This is a genomic window from Streptomyces antioxidans, assembly GCF_000968685.2.
GTDB lineage: Bacteria > Actinomycetota > Actinomycetes > Streptomycetales > Streptomycetaceae > Streptomyces > Streptomyces antioxidans.
This window is the reverse complement of sequence record NZ_LAKD02000096.1, coordinates 51,204-73,395: the sequence shown is the minus strand read 5'-3', so window position 1 is coordinate 73,395 and position 22,192 is coordinate 51,204. Positions and strand designations below refer to the sequence as shown.

Here is a 22,192-nt window from a genome sequence, read left to right as displayed (position 1 = left end):
TGCTCAAGACCATGCCGGTCACGACCCCGCGCGGGATGGGGGCCGCCACGCGGGTCCTCTGCCAACGTACGACAGGATCGGCGTCCGGGCCCCCGGTGACCGGGCGCCGTGGCCTGTGGCTCCCTGGCCGCACCGGAGCCGCGTGTGCTCAGCGTGTCCGGAAGACCACGCTCCGGCACCGTGAACCGCCTTCTCAGGCCCGGCGCTCGTCCATGCCCGCCATCAGGGCCTGGTGGCTCATCCGCACATGCTCCCGCATCACCCGCTCCGCGCGGTCGCCGTCCTTGGCCTGGACCAGATGGAGAACGCGGTGGTGCTCATCGTCGGACTCGTCCAGTCGGCCGGGCCGGGACAGCGAGGTGCGCACCAGCCGGGCGTACGCCAGCTGGTTCATCAGGGTGCGGTAGTGCCCCTCCAGCTTGCTGTTGTCCGCGCCCACCACGATCAGATCGTGGAACTCGTGGACCAGCGCGGCGTATCGCTCGGCGTCGCCGTCCCGGACGGCGGCGTCGGCCGCCTTCATATTGGCCTCGAGCCGCTCCACTTCCGGTACGTTCCCACGGAAGGCGAGCAGCCGGGCGGCGGCGCCCTCCAGCAGCTCCTTCATCTGGAACAGCTCGGTGAGCTCGCGCCGGGACGGTACGGCGACGAAGGTGCCGACCCGTGGCCGCACCTCGACCAAGCCCTCGATCTGGAGCTGTTTCAGGGCCTCGCGGATGGGCGTCCGGCTGACGCCGAAGGTCTCGGACAGCGCCATCTCGGAGAGGCTGGAGCGGGGCGGCAGCTCACCACTGGTGATCATCTGCCGCAGCTCTTCCGCGACCCTCGCCTGCATGCTGGTCTGCAGTGTTCCCCGCGACCAGGGCCGGGGCCAGTTTGGTGGCGGTGAGCAGCAGCGGGGAGTTCCAGGGGGTGATGGCGCCGACCACGCCCACCGGTTCGCGCAGGGTGTAGTTGAGCAGTTCGCGGCTCGCCCCGGGGATCACCTCGCCCTGGATCTTGTCGGCGAGTCCCGCGTAGTAGTGGAAGTACTCGGGCAGCTTGGCGAGTTGGGCCCGCATCTCGCGCAGCAGCTTGCCGTTGTCCAGGGTCTCGGTGCGGGCCAGCCGCTCGGCGTGCTCACCGATCAGATCGCCCAGGTTCCGCAGCAGCCGACCGCGCCGGGTCTGGCTCAGATCGCGCCAGCGCGGATCCTCGAAGGCGGTGCGGGCGGCGCCCACCGTACGGTCCACATCGGCGGCGGTGCCGCGCGCCGCCTCGTACCAGGGCTCGGCGGTGGCCGGGTTGACGCTCGCACCAGCTGACCGGGCCGTTCGCCATTCCCGCCCTGATCGCCATCGGGCTCTCGGCGCTCGCGCAGAACTTCCTCAATGTCTACGGCGGCGCGATCTCCGTCCAGACGCTGCGGGTGCCGGTCACCCGGATCCAGGCCGTCATCCTCATCTGTGCGCTGGCGTATGCGATCAGCCTGTGGGGACACTCCGGGACCGAGGACAAGTTCTCGGTGTTCCTCGACCTCACCGCGTACTTCATCGCGCCGTTCGCCACCGTGCTGCTGCTCGACTACCACGTCGGCGGCCGCTCCGACCCCGGTCGGATCGCCGAGCTCTACGATCGCGGGTGGGTGCTCTCCGGGGGCTTCGCCGCCTGGGCTGCTGACCTACCGGCTCCGGCCGCTGTGGACGCGGAACACGCCCGCCACGGCCGAGCCCAGGACGGAGAAGACGGCGGCGGTGGCGGGCTCCTGACGAGCCGTCAGTAAGCGGGCGGGCGGTGTCACGAACGGTGACGCCGCCCGTCCTTCGCCACCCCCGCTACCCCCTCCGGCTCCGCTACCGCCTCCGGCGCGAGGGTGCGGGCCGCTCGGCGGGCGCGGGGTCGATACAGCGTGACTGGGCGTGTTCGTACACCATCGTGCTCTGCACATCCGCCACCTCGCGGCGCTCGGTGAGGCGGTCGATGACGAACGCGTACAGCCCATTGGTGTCCGGCACCGCCACATGGATGAGGAAGTCATGGGGGCCGGAGGTGACGAACAGCCCGATAGTCTCCGGCAGTTGGGCGGCCCATTCCCGGAACCCCTCGATGACCGGGCGGGACGGCGGGCGGATCCGCACCGAGATCAGTGCCTGTACGGGGCGGCCGACCGCCTCCAGGTCGACGGCGGCGTGATAGCCGCTGATGATGCCGCGCTCCCGCAGCGCCCGGACCCGCTCCAGGGAGGTCGACGGCGAGACCCCCGTCCGCAGGGCCAGCTCGCGATTGGTCTGGCGTGCATCGTTCTGCAGCTCCCGCAGAAGAGCGCGGTCGAGTGCATCAAGTTCCACGGAAGCGCTCCCTCGCCTGAGGAAATTCGGTGAGCCGTGCTCACGCTCGGATGGATGGATACCGTCCACCACATTAGCCATCGACAAGGAGTACCGCTCGTGTCCGTTCCCCAGCTGTCCGACGAGGATGTACGCACCGATCAGTCCACCCGGCAGGCGAAGCTCAAGTGGGTGATCGTCGTGAACGAGGAGCTGGCCGCGGGCCGGGCGGTGAACGCCGCCGCCTGCATGGCCGCCGCCGTCGGCCGGGCGATGCCGGAGCTGCTGGGGCCGGACGGCAGGGACGCGTCCGGCGCGGGCCACCCGGGGCTGCCGTGGGCCGGGTGCTCGATCCTGGCGGCCGGCCCCCAGGCGCTGTGCGAGCTGCGGGCCAGGGCCGCAGAGAAGGACGGTCTGTTCCTCGTCGACATGCCCGGGCAGGCCCAGACCTCACGGGTCTACGACGAGTACCTCGACAGCCTGGCCGGTGCCAAGACCGAGGATCTCGACTATCTCGCGATCAGCGTCGTCGGCCCGCGGAACAGGGTGAGCAGGCTCATCGGGAGGCTTCCCCTGCTGCGCTGACCTCCGCGCCGCCCGTCGCGGCCGGATCGCCCAGTGCGTAGGGGGCGAGGATGTCGGCGATGGCCCGGTTGCGCGGGGTGGCGACCCCCAGCTCGGCACCGAGTTCGGCCACGGCCCCGCTGAGCCAGCTCAGTTCGAGGCGGTTGCCGCGCAGGAGGTCGTTGTGCATCGAGGACGTCATGGTGGCGGGCAGCGTGTCACAGAAGGCGAGCCGGTCGGCGGCGAAACCGGGGTCCAGGTCCACCCCCTTGGCCCGTCCCACGGTGACCACCTCGTGCATCACCTCGCGCAGCAGATCCCGTGACCCGGGATTCGCGCGGACCACGCCGATCGGCTGCCGCACCGCCGACGTCGTCCCGGAAAGGCCCACCAGGAAGACGAACTTCTCCCAGATGGTGCGCTCGATGTCCCCGCTGATCTCCGCGTCGACACCGGCCGCGAGACAGCGGTCGAGGAAGTGGCGGACGCGCGGGGACTCCTTGCGGTCGTACTCCCCGAACACCAGCCGCTGCAGCGTGCCGTTGTGCACCACCACGCCCGGCTCCTCGATGAACGCCGAGATATAGCCGACTCCGCCGAGGACCGACCCCGCGGGCAGCTGGCGGCGCAGCACCGTGTCCTTCTGGACCCCGTTCTGGAACGACACGACGGTGGCGCCGCCCTCGGCGAGCGGCGCCAGCTCACGGGCGACGTCCTCGGTGTCCCACAGCTTCACCGCCACCATGACGAGGTCCGGGGCCTCGAGGTCGGAGACCGTCGGCACGACTGCCCCGGACTCCACCCGCAGATCGCCCAGCGGGCTGCGCACCGTCAGCCCCTTCTCCCGGATCGCCGCGAGATGGCGGCCCCGGGCCACGAAGGTGACCTCGTCCCCCGCGGCGGCGAGCCGTGCGCCGAAGTATCCGCCGACGCCACCCGCGCCGATGATCGCGATCCGCATGATGTCCCCTCGTTTCCCAGCCACTTAGTAACCCTTCGGGCGGTTACTATATTCGCATGGATTCCTCGACGGAGCAGGTCGCGCGGGTGCGGGTCACCGCTGGGCTGCGGGCACTGCGCTTCGACGGCGGCAGCCTCGCCCTGAACCTCGTCGCGTCCCTCGCACGGCGCGGCAGCACCCCGATCGAGCGCCTGGGCACCCTCGACCGGCTGCGGGAGTGGTGTGACGGCGTCGGGCTGCGGCTCCGCGACGAGGCCGTCACGGACGGGCTCCACACCGAGCTGCGGACGCTGCGCGAGGCGGCGTACGACGTGGTGGCGGCGGCCGTCCACGGGCGGGCCCCGGCCGCCGCGTCCATCGCCCTGCTCAACGAGCGGGCGCGCCCCGCTCCGCCGCAGCCGCTGCTGAGGGCCACCGGCGCCGGGGTCGAGGTGGACGGCGCCGATCGTCCGCTGACCGGGCGGGAGCTGCAGTCGGTCGTCGTACGCGACCTCATCGCGGTGCTCGGGGACCCGGAGCGGCGCGGGGCGCTGCGGGCGTGCGACTCCTCGCTGTGCACGATGATCTATCTCGACCTCACCCCCGGCAGAAGGCGCCGGTGGTGCTCCATGCGGCTGTGCGGCAACAGCGCCAAGGCCGCGAAGCACCGGCGGCGGCGGGCGGCTGCTGAGGGCTCCCGGGGCGACCGCTGAGGACGCCCCGGTGCTCCCTGGAGCCTGCTCGCCGGGGCCGCTGTTTCCGATGGGTCACCGCGGGGCACCCGGGGTGACCGGAGGGCTGCCGATGGCCGAGGAGAGCGACACCGACCCCGCACCGAAAGCACGGCACCCGGGCCGGGCCCGCGGTCCCGGGGGAGCGGCGGCCGCCGTCGCGCTGACCGTGGCGACCGGGGCGATGGACGCGATCAGCTTTCTGGCCCTGGGCGGCGTCTTCACCAGCGTCATGACCGCCAATCTCTCCCTGCTCGGCATGTCCACCGCGTCCCTGGACGCGACGCTCGCCCGGGACTCCGCGGTCGCCATCGGCGGCTACATCGTGGGTGCGCTGGTCAGCGGCCGGATCGTCCGCGGCCCCCGGTCGGCCCTGCGGGCCCGGTGCGCGCTCACGGTGGAACTGCTCGCGCTCGGCGGGCTCTGGGCGGTGTGGGCGTCCGCCGACGGCCACCCCACCGGGGGCAGGCAGCTCGGGCTGCTGGCGGTGGCCGCGCTCGCCATGGGAGGGCAGAGCGGTCTGGTGCGGGCCGTCGGGCCGTCCGGCTTCTCCACCACCTATCTCACCGGCACCCTGACCGGGGTGCTGGTGGACGCGGTGCGCAGCGGAACGGTGCGCCGGCTCAGCATCGCGCTGCTGGGGGGCCTGGTGGTGGGCGCCGCGGCGGGCGGGCTGCTGGTGGCCCACGCCGCGCGGGCCGCGCCCGCCCTGCCGACCGGGCTGGTCGGCCTCGTGCTGCTGGCATCCCTGACCTCCCTGGCACGGGATGCCAACGGCCATCTCTGGCCCCACGCCGAATAGCCCGCCCCAAGCCCGTCCGCCCCGGGTCGGGTTGACCGGTGATTCACTCTTCCAGCGGGGTGTCATCCGATGCCAGACTCGGTCCGTGACCGACTTTGACATGCTTGTGATCGGGTCCGGGCCGGGTGGCCAGAAGGCTGCCATAGCCGCCGCGAAACTCGGTCGCCGGGTAGCCGTCGTCGACCGTAAGGAGATGGTGGGCGGGGTCTCCCTCCATACCGGAACCGTTCCGTCCAAGACCCTGCGCGAGGCGGTGCTCTATCTCACCGGACTGACCCAGCGGGATCTCTACGGCCAGAGCTACCGGCTCAAGGAGGAGATCACCGTCGCTGACCTGACGGCCCGCACCCAGCATGTGGTCGGCCGTGAGGTGGATGTCGTCCGCAACCAGCTGTCCCGCAACCGGGTCGCGATGTTCTCCGGCACCGGGCGGTTCGTGGACGACCACACCGTGGCCGTCACGGACGCCACCGGCCAGGAGCAGCTGCTCACCGCCCAGCACATCGTGATCGCCACCGGCACCCGCCCGGCCCGCCCCGCGAGCGTGGAGTTCGACGAGCGGACGATCATGGACTCGGACAGCGTCCTCAACATGGAGCGGGTGCCGCGCTCCATGGTCATCGTGGGCGCCGGAGTCATCGGCATCGAGTACGCCTCGATGTTCGCCGCCCTGGGCAGCAAGATCACCGTGGTCGAGCAGCGCGAGGGGATGCTGGACTTCTGCGATGTCGAGATCGTGGAGGCCCTGAAGTACCGGCTACGCGACCTGGCGGTCACCTTCCGCTTCGGCGAGACCGTGGCGGCCGTCGAGCGCCATGCGCGGGGCACCCTGACCATCCTGGAGAGCGGTAAGAAGATCCCCGCCGACGCGGTGATGTACTCCGCGGGACGCCAGGGGCTCACCGACGCCCTGGACCTCGCCAAGGCGGGGCTCACCGCCGACCGACGGGGCCGGATCGCGGTGGACGAGCACTACCGCACCGCCGTGCCGCACATCTACGCGGTCGGCGATGTCATCGGCTTCCCCGCCCTGGCCGCGACCTCCATGGAGCAGGGGCGGAGCGCGGCGTACCACGCCTGCGAGGAGCCGGTGAACCCGATCCACCACCTCCAGCCGATCGGGATCTACAGCATCCCCGAGATCAGCTTCATCGGCCGCACCGAGGACCAGCTCACGGACGCGAAGGTGCCCTTCGAGGTGGGGGTCTCGCGCTATCGCGAGCTGGCCCGGGGCCAGATCGTCGGCGACGGGCACGGCATGCTGAAGCTGCTGGTCTCCCCGGAGGACCGGCGGCTGCTCGGGGTGCACTGCTTCGGCACCGGCGCCACCGAGCTGATCCACATCGGCCAGGCCGTGATGGGCTGCGGCGGCACCGTCGACTACCTGGTGGACGCGGTCTTCAACTATCCGACCTTCGCCGAGTCCTACAAGGTCGCCGCGCTCGACGCCACCAACAAGATGCGCGAGGTCGACCACCTGCGGGACTGACCCCCGGCCTCCGGCCCTCCTCCGTGCCCCGCCCCCGAACATCCCTTTTGGGATACTGGGAGACAGACCGGGAGGAGGGCTGAGATGACTCGCGCAGTCGGTATTGACCTGGGTACGACCAACTCGGTCGTATCGGTCCTGGAGGGCGGCGAGCCCACCGTCATCACCAACACCGAAGGCACCCGGACCACCCCCTCGGTGGTGGCCTTCGCCAAGAACGGCGAGGTGCTGGTGGGGGAGGTCGCCAAGCGCCAGGCGGTGACGAACGTGGAGCGCACCGCGCGGTCGGTCAAGCGCCACATGGGCGAGGACCGATGGCGGTTCCCGGCCACCGGCGATGTGGACGGCAAGCGCTACACCGCGCAGGAGATCTCCGCGCGGGTGCTGCAGAAGCTCAAGCGCGACGGCGAGGCGTACCTCGGCGAGGACGTCACCGACGCCGTGATCACCGTCCCCGCGTACTTCAACGACTCCCAGCGCACCGCCACCAAGGAGGCGGGCGAGATCGCCGGGCTGAAGGTGCTGCGGATCATCAACGAGCCGACGGCCGCCGCCCTGGCGTACGGGCTGGACAAGGAGAACGACCAGACCATCCTGGTCTTCGACCTCGGCGGCGGCACCTTCGACGTCTCGCTGCTGGAGATCGGCGAGGGAGTGGTGGAGGTCAAGGCCACCAACGGCGACACCCACCTCGGGGGCGACGACTGGGACCAGCGGATCGTGGACCATCTGGTCACCCGCTTCAAAAACGGCTACGGCGTGGATCTGGCCCAGGACAAGATGGCGGTCCAGCGGCTGCGCGAGGCATCAGAGAAGGCCAAGATCGAGCTCTCCGCGGCCAGCGAGACCACGATCAACCTGCCCTACATCACCGCCTCCGACCAGGGCCCGCTGCACCTGGACGAAAAGCTCACCCGCTCGCAGTTCCAGCAGCTGACCGAGGACCTTCTGGAGCGCTGCAAGGCCCCCTTCCACCAGGCGATCAAGGACGCCGGGATCGAGACCTCCGGCATCGACCACGTGATCCTGGTCGGCGGCTCCACCCGGATGCCCGCCGTGACCGGCCTGGTCAAGGAGCTGACCGGCAAGGAGCCGCACAAGGGCGTCAACCCGGACGAGGTCGTGGCGATCGGCGCCTCCCTGCAGGCCGGTGTCCTCAAGGGCGAGGTCAAGGACGTCCTGCTGCTGGACGTCACCCCGCTGTCCCTCGGCATCGAGACCAAGGGCGGCATCATGACCCGGCTGATCGAGCGGAACACCACGATCCCCACCAAGCGCTCGGAGGTCTTCACCACGGCGGAGGACAACCAGCCGTCGGTGCAGATCCAGGTCTTCCAGGGCGAGCGTGAGATGGCCGCGTACAACAAGAAGCTCGGCATGTTCGAGCTGACCGGACTGCCGCCCGCCCCGCGCGGGGTGCCGCAGATCGAGGTGGCCTTCGACATCGACGCCAACGGCATCATGCACGTCTCCGCCAAGGACCTCGGCACCGGCAAGGAGCAGCGGATGACCGTCACCGGCGGCTCCGCGCTGCCGAAGGACGACATCGACCGCATGATGCGCGAGGCCGAGAGCTATGCGGAGGAGGACCACAGGCGCCGCGAGGCCGCCGAGACCCGCAACCAGGCCGAGTCGCTCGTCTACCAGACCGAGAGGCTGCTGCGGGACCAGGCCGACAAGGTACCCGGGGACGTCCGGCAGGAGGCCGAGGCGGCGGTCGCGGATCTCAAGCGGACCCTCGAGGGCGAGGACACCAACGCGATCCGCGAGGCCACCGAGCGGACCGCCGCCGTCGGACAGAAGATCGGCACCGCGATCTACGCCCAGGCCCAGCAGCCCGGCCCGTCCGATGGCGGCGGATCCGGCGGCCCCTCCGGCGACGGAGAGAGCCAGGCCCGCGCGTCCGAGGAGGACGTCGTGGACGCGGAGATCGTCGACGACGAGAAGACCGGGGACGAGCCCAAGGGCGGCGGCTGACCGTCACCGCGCTCCGGGGCGGCCCGACCCGTCACTGCTTCCTGGCCGGCTCGCCCCGCCGCGCCGAGACCTCCACCAGTTCCGAGCGCCCCTTCGCGTTGAGGTGCAGGATCGGAATGGCCTTGTTGCGCGGATTGCCATTGTTCTGGAACGAGATGAACCCGCTCGCCCCCGGTACCTGCTGACGGCTGTTCATCTGGTGGAACATCCGCGCCACCGACTCCCCGGTCACCTCGCCCAGCGATGCCATCTGGATGCCCTGGGCGGCGGTGAGCACCGAGTCATGCGCCATGATGGCCTGGCCGTCCTGGTGCTGGTCGTCGGGGAACCACTCGGCCAGCAGTCCGCCCGGCTGGAAGTGGCGGGCCGATGGGCGGGAGACGGAGTCGGGGTCCTCCCGCCACATATCGGGGTGCGCCAGACCCGTGTAGAACACCCGCACCCTGCTCTCGGCGGCGTGGGCAAGGTCATCGGCGGTGAGGTTGGTGGTGTCGTCACCGGTGATCACCATGAACTCCCGGTTCTGGCAAGGACGGTTGGCGATCGCGTCCAGGAACCGGGTGAGGTGCATGCCGCGGCCCGCGAAGAAGACCGCCTCCGGCTTCTGGTCGCACAGCTGACCGGGCATGTAGTGCAGCTCGTTCGGCCAGGACTCTTTCGAGGAGTCATAGGTCATCCGGTCCGCCACCAGCTCATGGCCCTCGATGTCCTGGAAGACCTTGGTGAAGGCGTCACCCAGCGTCTTGGCGTAGTAGTTGTCCCGCGCGTCGTCCTGGACCACCACCGCCCGGCGGACCTTCTCCTCCTTGAGGTACGCGGAGGCCGCGTACGCCTCGTCCACATTGGTCGGGGAGACCCGGACGAGCCCCTTGATGCCCTCTATGTTGGTGGCCGTCATGGTGCTGGAGACCAGGGCGAAACCGTTGTCGGACAGCCGCTTCAGCGCGTCGAGGTTCTGGGTGTCGCTGGGGCCGAGCCCGGTGACCGCGACCAGCTTGTCGTCAGAGGTCTTCCGGTCGATCAGCTCATCGACGGTGTGCTCCCAATGGGCCGCGCTGCTGCCCATATTGGCGATCAACAGCTTGATCTTGGGGGACGAGGAGAGATCGCCGCCGTTGTGCCGGTGCTGCGCCAGAAGCGCGCCCTCGAGCTCATGCCGGACCGACTCCTCGGAGTTGCTGTCGTCTTCGGTCAGCGTGAACGAGGTCATGTAGGCGACGCTGACGTACTTGGCACCCTTCTCCTCCACCCGGTCGTTCTCTTCTTTGATCTTCTTCTCCACGGGCCCCAGGTGGTCGGCGAAGACGTACGAACCGTCGGTGACGCCCACGCACTCGCGGTCGTCGCCCATCTTGACGACGCCGTCACCGCACCGCGCCCGCTTCTCCTGGATCCAGTCGACGGTGAGCGGGACCGCCACCGCGAGCACGGCCAGGACGATCACGCCGATCACCACTCGGCGCACGATGTGCAGCGGCCATTCCAGTCTCGGCACCTGTCTCACTCCTCGCCCGCGCGGGTGAGCGGATGGCGCCAGTGGCGGTACCGCTCGGCCTCGTTGAACAGGGCCACGATGTCGTTCCTCCGCAGTCGTGAGAGCTGGTTGAATCCGTCGGCGATCATGTCGTTCAGCCGCATCCCGGGGTCGGCGAGCGGATCGCTCCACACCCAGCGCACCGTGATCAGCTCCCGGATCACCGAGGCCGTGGTGACCGCCTCGGGGGGCTCGTCCGGGGCGAGGCCGGCCAGCAGCTCCAGCGGTCCGCCGGCCTGGCCCAGCCGGTTGGGGGCGGCCGTGATGGTGTTGAACTCGCTGATCCACTGCGCCGCGGGCACCGCGGGGAAGCGGTCCACCAGATACCCGGTCACCTCGTCGATCCGCTCCGCCGCCAGCCGGTGGTACATCTCCTGGACCGGGCGCCCCTCGGACCTGAAGTGCTCGGCCAGCAGCTCCTGCACCGCGTCCCAGTCGTCCGGCCGCCCGGCCAGCCGCCACAGCAAAAGCCGCCGCAGCCAGGGGTGGAGGGCCGGGGTCACCGTGCCCGGGCTGTGCAGCAGCCAGCGGTCGCGTACCTCGCCGAACAGCGCGTCGCCCGAGCCCAGCAGCCGGGTGCCGATGGACAGGTCGCGCGCCGCGGCGCTCTCCTCAAGCGCCATCCGCCGCGCGGGGTCGAAACCGCGCAGCAGATGATCCAGGGCGGCCTCCGCCAGCGTCCGGGAGTCCTCGCCCTCCCGCGGTGTGCGGTCCGGCAGGGTGCGCAGCCAGCGGTCCTGCTCGGCACCGTCCTCGACGGGCACGGACGAGTGCCGCAGCAGCTCAAGAACCAGGCTGACCGCCCGGGGGAGCCCCGCGGTCAGCCGGTGGACGAAGGGCGCGAGCCGGGTGAACGGCGCGAGGTCGGGGTGGTGGCGCAGCTCCAGCTCGATCCGGATCCGCACCTCGTCCAGATTGAGGTCGCGCAGCCGCAGCGGATACCACCAGGTGTCATCGCTGTCCCGGCCCGGCCGGTGCTCGCTCCAGTCCGCCAGGGAGGCCCGGTCCGGGCCGCGCAGCCGCCACGGCCACTGATCGCCGGTGGCCGGGCCCCAGCGGGGCAGCCACCGGTTGGAGCTCGCCACGACGGTGAGCGGATCGCAGTCCGCGCCCGCCACCACGGCATCGTCATGGCGGGCCCGGATCAGCAGATCGAGGAAGCGACGGCCCTGCTCCGTATGGGAGTTGTCGAGCAGCAGCAGATAGGAGCGGGGCATGAACGAGCGGCGCACATTGGAGCGCACGTCCGCCAGCAGGGCCGAGAACAGCACCCGGTCCAGCCGGTCCTGGTCGTCCTCGTCCCCGTCGTGGCGCCACAGGTTGAGCTCGACCAGCGCCTCCCACGGATCCCGGCTCCGCAGCAGCGGATGGCCGCCGTACCAGGCCGCGCTGCTGGTGAACTTGCGCCCGGGCAGCCGCCTCCGGCCGCGCCGCAGCGCGTCCCGCAGCAGCGCGAGCGCCGCCGTGGAGGCGCCGTCGGGAGCGCCCACGGCGCCACCGGCCACCTCGAAGAAGGCGGCGAGATAGTCGCCGTAGCGCGCCTCCGCCCGCTCCTGGAACGCGTCCAGCTCCCGCCGGATGTTGCGCCGCCCCTCCGCGAGGCTCGTCATCCGCAGCTGGTGGTCCGAGGCGAGCAGACCGAGCGTCAGCCGCGGGAAGTGCGAGCGGCGGTAGCGCGGCAGCTTGCGCTCCAGCTGGCGCGCGAGCAGCGCCAGCGCATACCGCGGCAGCAGGGCCTGATCACCGCCGACATTGACATACGCGAACGGCGTCTCGGGGCCGAACTTCTCCATCAGCGCGCCATGGGCGTCGCTCGCCCCACTGCCGCGCGGCCCTAACAGCATGATCACTGGCCGCTCGTCCGTGGGCTCCAGCCTGAGACACTCCCCGACCAGACTGATGATCCCGCTGCGGCCTCTTAAGCCCACACCCATTCCGGATTCCGCCACGTGCCCCCGTCCCCCCGTTCAGGCCCCCCGTCGGCAACTAGGGGTCCCTTACCCACATTCACCCCTTTGATAGCGAGCCGTTCCCCAACGTACTCCTGCGACGGCCGGTGCCAACATCCCCTTTTGCGCTGGGGGCTCCACCGGCCGCGCGGAGTCCCGCTCAGCGGCGGAAGACCTCCAGCCGGGTGGGCGCGGGCCGCCCCGCCGCGGGCAGGCCGAGGCCGCGGCGCCCCGGGGTGATCGACCCCAGCACGCTGGGATGGCGGGCGCCGGTGCAGCTCGGCACCGTGCCGGCCAGCCCATGGGCGGTCAGGAAGGCGAGGACGGCGAATGCGTGCGCCTCCTTCGCCGCCACCGGCAGGCCGAGGTCATCGGAGGTGCGCAGCGCGATGGGGCCCAGCTCCCGGCGCAATGCCCCCATCAGGCTGGGGTTGCGGGTGCCGCCGCCCGAGGCGATCACCTCGGTGGCATGCACCTTCCGCACGGCGTCGGCCACGGTACGGGCCGCCAGTCCGGTGACGGTGGCGACCACATCATCGTCCGGCACCGGTCCCGTGGCGGCCAGGGCTGCCCGCAGACAGGCCGCGGGAAACGGCTCCTTGCCGGTGGTCTTGGGCGCGGGCCGCGCGTAGTACGGCTCGGCCAGCAGCCGCTCCAGCAGCGGCTCGTGAACGGTGCCGCGCGCCGCCATGGTGCCGTCCGCGTCATGGTCCAGCCCGCCGCCCGTCAGCTCGCGGGCCGCCGCGTCGATGAGCGCGTTCGCCGGACCGGTGTCGAAGGCCAGCGGATCCCCGACGCCGGAGACCACCGTGATGGTGGCGGTCCCGCCCAGGTGCAGGGCGGCGCACACCCCGGGCCGCCCGCGCAGCCACAGGGCGTCCACCAGGCTGACCAGGGGAGCGCCCTGGCCGCCCGCGGCCACATCCCGGGTGCGCAGATCGGAGACCACCGGGCAGCCGGTGGCCTCGGCGACCCAGGCGGGCTGGCCGAGCTGGAGCGTGCCGCGTACCTCCCCGCCCTCGGTCCAGTGGTACACCGTCTGGCCGTGGAAGCCGATGAGGTCCGCGCGCCCCTCGCACAACTCCCGGTCCGCGCGCGCCGCGAGCGCGGCGAACGCCTGGCCGATCCGGGTGTCGAGGGCGCACACGTCCCGCATGGTGGTGGCCGCCGGGGGCAGCGCGGCGCTCAGCGCCGACCGCAGCGCCTCCGGATACGCCTCGCTGACCAGCCCCAGCGGGGCCAGCACCACGGTGTCGCCGTCGAGCACCAGATCGGCCGCAGCGGCGTCCACCGCGTCATGGGACGTGCCCGACACCAGCCCGATCACCCGCACGATGTCTCCTCCCCGCCCTCTTAGCCATCACCGCCAAGGCGATGTGATGTCCGTACCCGCCAGGGAGCGTGGCTATCAGCGCGAGCGCGGCTCCAGTGGCGCTCGAGGCCCGGGCAGATCCCGTACGCCCCGAGGGGGAGGAGCGGGGCAACGGTGCCGTACGGGGCCCGAGTTACGTGACGGCGCGGTGCCGTACGGGCCCGCCCTCAGCCGCGCAGCACCGCGTTGCACTCCCGCTGGAGCGCGATGTCCTGCCACATCGGGTGCTGGGGCGCCGCGTTGGAGCACACCACCGCGCCCCACGCGCCCACCCGTGCCGACTCCTCGACCGCGCGGCGGCAGAACGCGGCCCCCACCGGGCCCTCCTCGAAGGTCCCGTGCAGCGGGGTGTAGCCGATCCAGCCCTCGCCGAAGACCAGCGGGACCCCGTTCGCGGCGGCCCAGTCCGCGGCCGCCTCGATCCAGGTGACCAGCCGCTGGTCCATCGCCAGCCGGTGCACGGCGTAGCGGTCGTACAGCCAGGCGTCCCAGCGGTCGGGGTCGCACCAGTCGTGGACGTAGATCTCCCGGGGGCCGACCGTGGTGGCCTCCATCCGCCAGCGGTCGCCGGGCGGAGGGGCCCAGTCGGCCAGATCGGGGGCGCCGGGGCGCAGCAGCTCCCGGCGGACCGCCTCCTGCGGGAAGGGGCGGGTCAGGTCGCGGACGGCGAAGGTGGTCAGCAGCTCGTCCAGCACCCCGTAGACATAGGGGTGGAAGACCGCCACATCCACCTCGCGGGGGACCCCGCGCAGCGAACCGACCGGCACCTTGGCGTAGTTGACCGTGACCGGCCGGTTGGGGTGGCGCTCCTTGAACCGGGCGATGCCCCGCTCCAGCCGCGGCCGGAGCGCGACGACCTTGTCGCCGTCCAGCCCTTCGGCGAGCCGGCTGCCCTGGACCTCGTTGTGCAGCTCGGTGAAGGCGATACGGTCGTCCAGGCCGTGGATCACCAGGAAGTCGATCAGGTCGGCCAGCGCATCCGCGAGCGCCTCGGCGCGCCGCTCGGGATCGACGGCCATCAGTGCGTCGAACCAGGCCCGGTCCTCGCCGAACGACGGGCTCTGCTGGTACTCCCAGCTGGAGAGGATGACGAAGCAGTCATGGCGCAGGGCGGCCTCGAACAGCTCGCGCAGCCACGCCCGTCCGTCGATCTCGCCCCCGCCGCCCAGGTCGTACCAGCGCATCCGCTGGCCGTACGCGCCGCCCAGCGCCGAAGGGCGCAGCTTGGTCGTGTCCAGCCGGGAGCCGAAGAGCAGGAACGGCATGGCGCAGATGCGCACCGTGTTGTAGCCGCGGGCCACGGCATCCGCGAAGGCGCGGTCGAGATCGGCGAAGGGCTCATCCGGGCCGGTGCGGGTGTACCAGCTGAAGTCCCAGAGCGAGATGGTCAGTTTGTCCGGCAGATGCTGCGACAGCGTCACAGGGGCTCCCCGCGGTCGGCGGCTCGGCGATGACAGAGACGAGAGAGATCGGTTCATCGTCCGGGGGTGCCAACAGGCTGTCAAGATGTATTCATAAATAATGTGTAGTGCTGGGGTGGCGGGGTTGCCCAGGCGTTCCGGCCCTCAGGCGATCCAGCCGTAGCCGGGCCGTGGCCTGCGCGAGGCCGGGGGCGTGCCCACGCTCTCCAGGTCGTGCTCGGCGGCCCGCACCAGCTGCTGCCCCAGATCGCTGAGCGCCCGCCCGGCCGCGAGCTCATCGCCGATCACGGGCACGTCCTCGTCGTCCGGGTTGCACCGGGCCAGCCCCCGGCCGGTGAGCGCCGTGGACCCGGTGTCCAGCTCGACGCTCGCCCTGGTCTGCCCCTCGTCCTCGGAGAGGCAGAGACGGATCCTCCACTCCACCGTGTGTGACATGGTCTGCTCCTCACCTTCTGGTGACTGCTCGCAACCTTTCGGGTGGCTGCTCTCAGCGGCGGTTCCTGCCGGACCACGCGGGTTCCACCACCTTCCACTCTGCCTCCCATCGGGCGTAGCGGCTGCGGTCCAGGGCCCGCCGCACCGGGCCCGCCCCGTCAACGCGAGCGCGGCCACCGTCGCCGCGGTGATACAGCCGGTGAACCAGCCCATGGTCCGCGCGGTCGAGGGGGAGGAGGGCGGCTGCGCCAGGGCGCCCTCGCGGTTCACCCAGACCCGCACCGCGTCCCCGGAGCCGCCATTGCCCGCCACCGTGGCGGTGCCCGTATGGCACGCACCGTCATCCGCGACCCAGTGCACCCGCGCCTGCCGTGGCTCCCGCACATCGCTGTCGGCCGGGCCGGGCTGGGCGCGGCATCGGCGAGCCGTGCGGTGATCTGGTGCCGGGCCGAGGTCTCGGCCGCCACGACGCGCGGCTGGGAGGCGTGTGCCGCGTACCCCGCGCTGATCGCGGCGACCGGCAGTCCGACCGCGAGGATCAGCGCGAACAGCACGGTGCACCAGGTCTGGATCCGCTCCGTCCGGCGGCGCAGCGGGTTGGCCCCCTGGCCGGACGTCTGAGCAGGGGCGGACGCGGCCCGAATACGTGTCGCGGTCCATGGGCGCTCATGATCTGGCCTCCAGCGAGTGCTGACGCCGGTGCGCGGTCGCGGGGGTGCGGTGCGCGGGCGTCGGGGTCAGTCGCGGTCGGTTCCTCGGGCGATCGGGGCGGTCAGGGGGTCGCGGCGGTCAGGGGGCGGGCGGCCAGGGGCTCGGAGACGCCGTTGAGCCACGTCTGCCAGGAGGCGGCGCGCAGCGCCGGGCCAGCCCGCAGCGGGCGGCCCAGCCGGGCGGTCACCGGGCGGATGCCGTGCACCGCGTTGACCAGCCACACCTCACGGCCGTCCAGCTCCTGCACGGTGCGGCGGCGGTGCTCGGTGCGGACGCCCAGCTCGGCCGCCCGGTCCTGGATCAGGGCCGAGGTCACGCCCGCCAGCAGTGGAAGCTCCGGACTCGGCGCGCGAACTGTCCAGCCAGAACGCGTGCGGCGCCTCCGCGTACAGCCGGGTGAAGGCCGTCTCGGTGTCGGTGGCGTCCGCCAGCCATCGGGCGTGCAGCCGGTAGACGAGCCCTCCGGGGGCGGGGGAGTCCACTCCGGGACGCGCTTCTCGGGGGTGGGCGGTGAACCCGGCGCGGTGCCCGCTCCGCCCGCCGCGCCCCTCCTGGCCGTGGTCCTGGCCGCCGTACGGGCGCGGCGCGGCCCTCGGCGGAGGCTAAGGTCACGGTGGCGGCTGGGGGCACGGTGGAGGTCACCGACTCGCCGTTGGCGTGCTCAATGGTCAGATCGCGGAAGTTGCCGAGCATGCGGTGGCCGTATCCGGTCAGCACCGACTCCGGGTGGAACCGGACGCCCCACAGCGGACGGGCCCGGTGCCGCAGCCCCATCAGCACACCGTCCTCGGACCAGGCGATGTCCCGGAGCCCCAGCGGCAGCGGCTCGGCCACACACAGCGGGTGGTAGCGCACGGCCGTGAAGTCCTGCGGAAGACCGCGGAACAGCCCGCGCCCGCCGTGTTTGATCCTGGACAGATGCCCGTGCTTGGGTTCGGGCGCGGTCACCACCCGCGCCTGGGCGCCGAGGGCCGACCGGGTATTACCGGGCCCCCGGGCCGCGCAATCCCATCACCCGGCCTTACGGGATATCCCGTAAGGCTTGCCGCGGTATCGGCTGACACGGAGTGTTGCACACTGTGCGATCGGGAAGAGCGGAATGCTCAACAAGGTACATAAAAACACGGAAAGGCCGCCGTGTCCTGGGCGTTACCTGCGGTTCGCGGTTCTGACGGGGGCGCGAAGGGGGCGCCGATAAAGAATCTCCGAGCGGGATTGAACATGAGGAAGCGCCGGGCCGTATAAAACGTAATGCGGCCCGGCGCTTCGTCGTCTTGATCAGCTCGATTAGCTGGGTCGGCTCGATCGGCTTTGGTTGGCTTCGGTCAGCCGAGCACCTTCTCCAGTGCCGCCAGCGCCCCCTCCAGCTCCTCTCGGGTGATGGTCAGCGGCGGTGCCAGCCGGATCGTCGAGCCATGGGTGTCCTTGACCAGGATCCCCTCGGCCATCAGCCGCTCGCTCACCTCGCGGCCGGTGCCGAGCGCGGGGTCCACATCGACGCCCGCCCACAGCCCGCGGCAGCGGTAACCCACGACGCCCTTGCCGGTCAGTGCCGTCAGCCCGTCCCTCAGCACCTCGCCCAACTCCCGTGCCCGGCGCTGGAATTCGCCGGTGCGCAGCAGATCGACCACGGCCGAGCCGACCGCGGCGGCCAGCGGATTGCCCCCGAAGGTGGAGCCGTGCTCACCGGGGCGCAGCACTCCGAGCACCGCACGGTCGGCCACCACCGCCGACACCGGCACGATCCCGCCGCCCAGCGCCTTGCCGAGCAGCAGCACATCCGGCATCACCGACTCGTGCTCGACGGCCAGGGTGGTGCCGGTGCGGCCCAGACCGGACTGGATCTCATCGGCGATGAACAGCGTCCCGGTGCGCCGGGTCAGCTCGCGCACCCCGCGCAGATAGCCGTCATCGGGGATGACCACGCCCGCCTCGCCCTGGATGGGCTCGATGAGGACCGCCGCCGTGGTCTCGTCGACGGCGGCCTCCAGCGCCGCGAGGTCGTTGTACGGCACGACGCGGAAGCCCGGGGCGAACGGGCCGAAGCCGTCGCGTGCCACGGGGTCGGTGGAGAATCCGACGATCGTCGTCGTACGGCCGTGGAAGTTGTCGGCCGCCACCACGATGGTGGCCCGGTCCGGGGCCACGCCCTTCACCTCGTACGCCCACTTGCGGGCGACCTTGATGGCGCTCTCCACGGCCTCCGCGCCGGTGTTCATCGGCAGCACCATGGAGAGCCCGGTGAGCTCCGCCACCCCCTCGGCGAACCCGGCCAGCCGGTCGTTGTGGAAGGCCCGCGAGGTCAGTGTGAGCTGGTCGAGCTGGCGGTGGGCGGCCTCGATCAGCGCCGGGTGGCGGTGGCCGAAGTTGAGGGCGGAGTACCCGGCCAGCATGTCCAGATAGCGGCGTCCCTCGACGTCCCTGACCCAGCTGCCCTCGGCGTGGGCGACGACCACGGGCAGCGGGTGGTAGTTGTGCGCGAGCGAGGTCTCCTCGGCGCGGATCAGCTCCTGCGAGGAGCGGGCGGCGCCGTTCGCCACGGCCGAGCCGGAACCGGCGGCAGGACCGGCGGCGGCACCGGAGGCGCCCGAACCGGCGGCGGTGGAGTCGGCGGCGAGGGGAGTGGTGGCGGTCATCAGCGGATCTCCTGAGTGCAGCACTTGATGCTCCCGCCGGCCTTGTGCAGTTCCGACATGTCGACGGGAACGGGGACGTAGCCGCGGTCGGTGAGCTGGTCGATGAGCCCGGTGGCCTGGGGCGTGACGAAGACGTTTCGGCCGTCGGAGACGGCGTTGAGCCCGAAGGCCATGGCGTCGTCGCGGGTGGCGATCAGCGCGTCGGGGTAGAGCCGTTCCAGTACCTCACGGCTGCCGGGGGAGAACGCCTCCGGGTAGTAGGCGATGTTCCGGTCGTCGAGGACGAACAGCGCCGTGTCCAGGTGGTAGAAGTACGGGTCCACCAGCAGCAGGCTGATGGTCGGCACCCCGAAGAACTCCTGCACCTCCTGATGGGCCGCCCGGGTGGTGCGGAAGCCGCTGCCCGCCAGGATGTAGGGCCCGGCCGGTATCAGGTCGCCCTCGCCCTCGCACACCGATTCCGGCGGATGGACGTCGAATCCGGCCGCCTTGAACCACCGTTCGTAGGCGAGCTGTTCCGGACGGCGCTGCGGTGCGTGGAATCGCGAGCCGAAGACCCGGCCCTCCAGGACGACGGCCGAGTTCGCCGCGAACACCATGTCCGGCAGCCCCGCCACCGGCTCGATGGATTCGACACGGTGGCCGTGGTCGCGGTAGGCGCGGATCAGCGTCTCCCACTGCGCCCGGGCGAGGTCGGTGTCGACCTCGGTGTCCTCGCGCATCCAGGGATTGATGGCATACCGAACATCGAAATATCTGGGGGCACAGGTCAGGAAGCGCCTGGGGCGCGGCACACGCGTAAGGGACAACGGAGGGTTCCTCTCGCTTCCGCGGGCGACCGGGGGGATGAATCAACGGTAGAAAGCGGAGGAGAGGGGAGACAAGAAAGGAAAACTGCGCGCGTTCGCATCGATGCTGCGTGTAGGGGCCGGTCCGCGGCGGTTCATTGCGTGGCGGTCGCGGGAGGGGCCGCACCGGCCTCCGCACTGCCCGTGAGCAGGTGCGACAGCACCATGTAGCTGATCGTCTGGCGGACGAAGGGCTCGGCCCGGATGCGTTCGAGCACCTCCTCGAAATGCTCCACATCGGTGGCCATGACATGCAGCAGGGCGTCCGCGCCGCCGGTCACCGTCATGGCCGCGATGATCTCCGGATAGTTGCGCACGACCTCCGCGAGGCGCCGGGGTGGCGCGGCGCTGTCGCAGTACACCTCGACATACGCCTCGGTCCGCCAGCCCAGGGCGGCCGGGCGCACGGTGGTGGTGAAGCCGGTGATCACATCGGTCTCCCGCATCCGGTCGACGCGGCGCTTGACCGCGGAGGCCGAGAGCCCGATCGCGGCGCCGATCTCCGTGAAGCTGGTCCTGGCGTTGGCGACCAGCGCCGCAACGATTTTGCGGTCCAGATCGTCGAACGGTACGGGCTGGTGTGTCATCGTCTACCACCCTTTGCAGGTCTTTCGCCCCTTGTGTACGGGGGCCTCTTCCCCGTGCTCAAAACCGCCCCCTACTCAATGAGTGCCTGAGGCGTCCTTTTCTCTACGCTCTTTCAGAAAGATTCCACAAGAGGGGGCGTGAACCGGTGCACGAGCCCCCGTTTCACCGGGGTCGCGCGGTATGGGCTCCGGGGGTACAAGGGCGGTGCGCCGGAACGGCCGAATCCACCGTGGTGATACGACACCACCTACCGGCCCCGGTCCCTCCAGGCGTAGCGTCAACTATTCCACCCGTCCTTTCCGAACGATGAGCGGTTCTCCCGAAGGAGACGACTCACCATCCAACGGGGAAAGGGCCGAGTACGTCCAACGCCGCGCCGCACGCGCCGAATTCACCCCGCACCGATCCCGGAACACCGGCGGTTCCACCGCGCATTCGGCGACTCGCCGCACCGGCGGCCCCGTACTCCGGTGTGAGCGAAAGGGACCACCGTCATGACCCTCCTCAGACCCGGCAGGGCGTCGTGAGCCCGCGCCGCCACCCCTCCCGGCCGTCCTCCGGGGACCCCGGAAACCCACGGGACGCCGTCGTCACCGGACTGGGCTTCTGCCTCCCGGGCGGGGCCGAACCCGTCTTCACCGCGGCCCAGGTATGGGACATCGCCTCCCACGGCCGCACCGTCCTCGGCCGCCACGGCATCCACTACGGCGCGGTGCACCTCGGCGCCGAGCAGTTCGCCGAACGCCTCCCCGACATCCCCGAATTCTTCTCCCGCCACTACACCAGCGCCCACCGCTACGGCCTGGTCTCCCTCGTCGAGGCGTGTGCCGACGCCGAACTCGACCCGGCCGCCGGTGAGCTGGGGGAGGCGGCCCTGCTCATCGGCCGCGGCAGCGTGGACGCCAATGTGGACAGCTACCTCACCCTGCTCGGTGTCGACCCCGGATCCGCCACCGCCATCGACATCCTGGAAATGCTCGCCGCGGCCGAACAGGCCGCGTCTCCCTCCGACGTCGCCGTCGTCCAGGGCGCGCTGACCCGGACCGTCGGCCCCTGCTTCACCGTCTCCTGCGGCTGCTCGTCGGGCGCCGTACAGCTCGGCAACGCCCGCCGTCTCATCGCGGCGGGCGAGACCGACCTGGCGGCGGTGACCGGCGTCGACGTCTTCAACGTCGAGCTGATCAAGAAGGGCCAGCGGCTGCTGCACGGAGCCAAAGACGCCTTCGAGGCGATGGGCGCCGTCGGAATGCCCGAACCGCTGCCGTCCTTCGACTCCCTGATGCGCCCCTACGACCGGCACGCGGACTGCATCAACCACGGCGAGGGATCCGCCACCGTGATCCTGGAGAGCAGGGAGCACGCCGCCCGCCGCGGCGCTCACCTCTACGGCCAGGTGCTCGCCGCCGCCATGACCCGCGACGGGCTGGCCAACCCGCTCACCGCCGATGCGTCCGGCGCCCAGCTGGTCAGGGCCGTACGCCTGTGCCTGGGGGACCGCTGGCGGATCGAGCAGGTGCCGTACATCAACGGCTCGAGCGACGGCGACGCGGTGGTCACCGCCCTGGAGGCCAACGCCGTACGCGAGCTCTACGGCCCCGACTCCGCCGTGCTGCTGTCCTCCCAGGAAGGGTGCTTCGGCCACCACGGAGCGGCCTCCGGCTGCCTCGGCCTCGCCCTGACCCTGATGATGATGGAGTTCGGCGAGGTGTGCCCCACCGCCAACTGCGAACAGCCCGCGGACGGACTCCCCTTCGACCCCGTCCCCGGCACCCGCACCCGTCCCCTCGACTTCGACCACGCCCTCAGCTTCAACTACCAGATCGGTGGCGTGAAGCACGCGATGCTGCTGGGCGGCCCGGACGCCACCTGAGTCCGGGACCCCCGCGGCG

General features: G+C 71.2%; 21 protein-coding genes and 1 pseudogene. 8 read left to right on the top strand and 14 right to left on the bottom strand.

The annotated features are described in order from the left end of the window. Positions 1–193: 193 nt before the first annotated feature. Together VT50_RS29315 and VT50_RS29310 are read right to left on the bottom strand one after the other, a co-directional pair. On the bottom strand, positions 194–835 hold the full coding sequence (locus VT50_RS29315) for a GntR family transcriptional regulator (protein WP_046088242.1): 642 nt from the start codon (positions 833–835) through the stop codon (positions 194–196). Next, positions 786–1,241, bottom strand: a pseudogene (locus tag VT50_RS29310) (aldehyde dehydrogenase family protein); the annotation flags it as partial. The pseudogene VT50_RS29310 and the gene VT50_RS29315, both read right to left, overlap by 50 nt. A gap of 59 nt (positions 1,242–1,300) precedes the next feature. Between VT50_RS29310 and VT50_RS29305 the strand changes: the two are divergent. Further along, entirely contained in the window at positions 1,301–1,762 is a 462-nt protein-coding gene (locus VT50_RS29305; RefSeq protein ID WP_338058350.1) for a cytosine permease, read from the top strand. A 70-nt stretch (positions 1,763–1,832) separates the two neighbouring features. Here the strand turns inward: VT50_RS29305 and VT50_RS29300 are convergent, their stop codons facing one another. Further along, a complete protein-coding gene (locus tag VT50_RS29300) occupies positions 1,833–2,327 on the bottom strand; it encodes an Lrp/AsnC family transcriptional regulator (protein WP_046088239.1) in 495 nt (164 codons plus the stop codon). A gap of 99 nt (positions 2,328–2,426) precedes the next feature. On the opposite strand from VT50_RS29300, the gene VT50_RS29295 reads away from it, so the two are divergent. After that, positions 2,427–2,891: a DUF2000 domain-containing protein gene (locus VT50_RS29295; protein WP_046088238.1), complete on the top strand. Its 465-nt coding sequence runs from the start codon at positions 2,427–2,429 to the stop codon at positions 2,889–2,891. On the opposite strand, the gene VT50_RS29290 is transcribed toward VT50_RS29295, so the two are convergent. Then, on the bottom strand, positions 2,863–3,831 hold the full coding sequence (locus VT50_RS29290) for a ketopantoate reductase family protein (protein ID WP_046088237.1): 969 nt from the start codon (positions 3,829–3,831) through the stop codon (positions 2,863–2,865). The genes VT50_RS29295 and VT50_RS29290 overlap by 29 nt on opposite strands. Before the next feature lie 56 nt (positions 3,832–3,887). Here VT50_RS29290 and VT50_RS29285 point away from each other — a divergent pair, with 56 nt between their 5' ends. From VT50_RS29285 to dnaK, 4 genes are all read left to right on the top strand, one after another. Next, the gene (locus tag VT50_RS29285; RefSeq protein WP_046088236.1) at positions 3,888–4,523 is read left to right on the top strand and encodes a CGNR zinc finger domain-containing protein; all 636 of its coding nucleotides are present in this window, start codon (positions 3,888–3,890) and stop codon (positions 4,521–4,523) included. Positions 4,524–4,614: 91 nt separating this feature from the next. Beyond that, a complete protein-coding gene (locus VT50_RS29280) occupies positions 4,615–5,343 on the top strand; it encodes a YoaK family protein (protein WP_046088235.1) in 729 nt (242 codons plus the stop codon). Positions 5,344–5,428: 85 nt separating this feature from the next. Continuing rightward, a complete protein-coding gene (gene sthA, locus VT50_RS29275; RefSeq protein ID WP_046088234.1) occupies positions 5,429–6,832 on the top strand; it encodes a Si-specific NAD(P)(+) transhydrogenase in 1,404 nt (467 codons plus the stop codon). Between the two features lie 84 nt (positions 6,833–6,916). After that, positions 6,917–8,809 carry a molecular chaperone DnaK gene (gene dnaK / locus VT50_RS29270; RefSeq protein WP_046088233.1) on the top strand — a complete coding sequence of 631 codons (1,893 nt, stop codon included), beginning with the start codon at positions 6,917–6,919 and terminating at the stop codon, positions 8,807–8,809. 31 nt (positions 8,810–8,840) lie between these two features. Here dnaK and VT50_RS29265 read toward each other — a convergent pair whose 3' ends face one another. The 5 genes from VT50_RS29265 to VT50_RS29245 form a co-directional block, all read right to left on the bottom strand. Then, the gene (locus tag VT50_RS29265; protein ID WP_046088232.1) at positions 8,841–10,304 is read right to left on the bottom strand and encodes an ABC transporter substrate-binding protein; all 1,464 of its coding nucleotides are present in this window, start codon (positions 10,302–10,304) and stop codon (positions 8,841–8,843) included. Between the two features lie 5 nt (positions 10,305–10,309). After that, positions 10,310–12,187, bottom strand: coding sequence for a hypothetical protein (locus VT50_RS29260; protein ID WP_240529360.1), 1,878 nt, complete (start codon positions 12,185–12,187; stop codon positions 10,310–10,312). A gap of 265 nt (positions 12,188–12,452) precedes the next feature. Next, complete coding sequence (locus VT50_RS29255) at positions 12,453–13,625, bottom strand: anhydro-N-acetylmuramic acid kinase (protein WP_046088230.1); 1,173 nt, start codon at positions 13,623–13,625, stop codon at positions 12,453–12,455. A 206-nt stretch (positions 13,626–13,831) separates the two neighbouring features. After that, positions 13,832–15,085 (bottom strand): cellulase-like family protein, encoded by a 1,254-nt coding sequence (locus tag VT50_RS29250; RefSeq protein WP_046088229.1) that lies wholly within the window; start codon positions 15,083–15,085, stop codon positions 13,832–13,834. 144 nt (positions 15,086–15,229) lie between these two features. Then, on the bottom strand, positions 15,230–15,520 hold the full coding sequence (locus VT50_RS29245; protein ID WP_046088228.1) for a DUF1876 domain-containing protein: 291 nt from the start codon (positions 15,518–15,520) through the stop codon (positions 15,230–15,232). 327 nt (positions 15,521–15,847) lie between these two features. On the opposite strand from VT50_RS29245, the gene VT50_RS39385 reads away from it, so the two are divergent. Further along, the gene (locus VT50_RS39385) at positions 15,848–16,141 is read left to right on the top strand and encodes a hypothetical protein (protein ID WP_046088227.1); all 294 of its coding nucleotides are present in this window, start codon (positions 15,848–15,850) and stop codon (positions 16,139–16,141) included. Positions 16,142–16,292: 151 nt separating this feature from the next. On the opposite strand, the gene VT50_RS29235 is transcribed toward VT50_RS39385, so the two are convergent. The 5 genes from VT50_RS29235 to VT50_RS29215 form a co-directional block, all read right to left on the bottom strand. Then, the gene (locus VT50_RS29235; RefSeq protein WP_053048681.1) at positions 16,293–16,547 is read right to left on the bottom strand and encodes a hypothetical protein; all 255 of its coding nucleotides are present in this window, start codon (positions 16,545–16,547) and stop codon (positions 16,293–16,295) included. Further along, on the bottom strand, positions 16,544–17,179 hold the full coding sequence (locus tag VT50_RS40680; RefSeq protein WP_420822237.1) for a glutamine amidotransferase-related protein: 636 nt from the start codon (positions 17,177–17,179) through the stop codon (positions 16,544–16,546). The genes VT50_RS29235 and VT50_RS40680 overlap by 4 nt, the downstream gene beginning before the upstream one ends. A gap of 377 nt (positions 17,180–17,556) precedes the next feature. Further along, on the bottom strand, positions 17,557–18,867 hold the full coding sequence (gene rocD, locus VT50_RS29225) for an ornithine--oxo-acid transaminase (RefSeq protein WP_240529358.1): 1,311 nt from the start codon (positions 18,865–18,867) through the stop codon (positions 17,557–17,559). Next, positions 18,867–19,676: a dimethylargininase gene (ddaH, locus tag VT50_RS29220; protein WP_046088226.1), complete on the bottom strand. Its 810-nt coding sequence runs from the start codon at positions 19,674–19,676 to the stop codon at positions 18,867–18,869. Before ddaH ends, rocD begins: the two co-directional genes overlap by 1 nt. A gap of 134 nt (positions 19,677–19,810) precedes the next feature. Next, positions 19,811–20,302 carry an Lrp/AsnC family transcriptional regulator gene (locus VT50_RS29215; protein ID WP_046088225.1) on the bottom strand — a complete coding sequence of 164 codons (492 nt, stop codon included), beginning with the start codon at positions 20,300–20,302 and terminating at the stop codon, positions 19,811–19,813. A gap of 524 nt (positions 20,303–20,826) precedes the next feature. On the opposite strand from VT50_RS29215, the gene VT50_RS29210 reads away from it, so the two are divergent. Beyond that, a complete protein-coding gene (locus VT50_RS29210; RefSeq protein ID WP_078840838.1) occupies positions 20,827–22,173 on the top strand; it encodes a beta-ketoacyl synthase N-terminal-like domain-containing protein in 1,347 nt (448 codons plus the stop codon). The last annotated feature ends 19 nt before the right edge of the window (positions 22,174–22,192 follow it).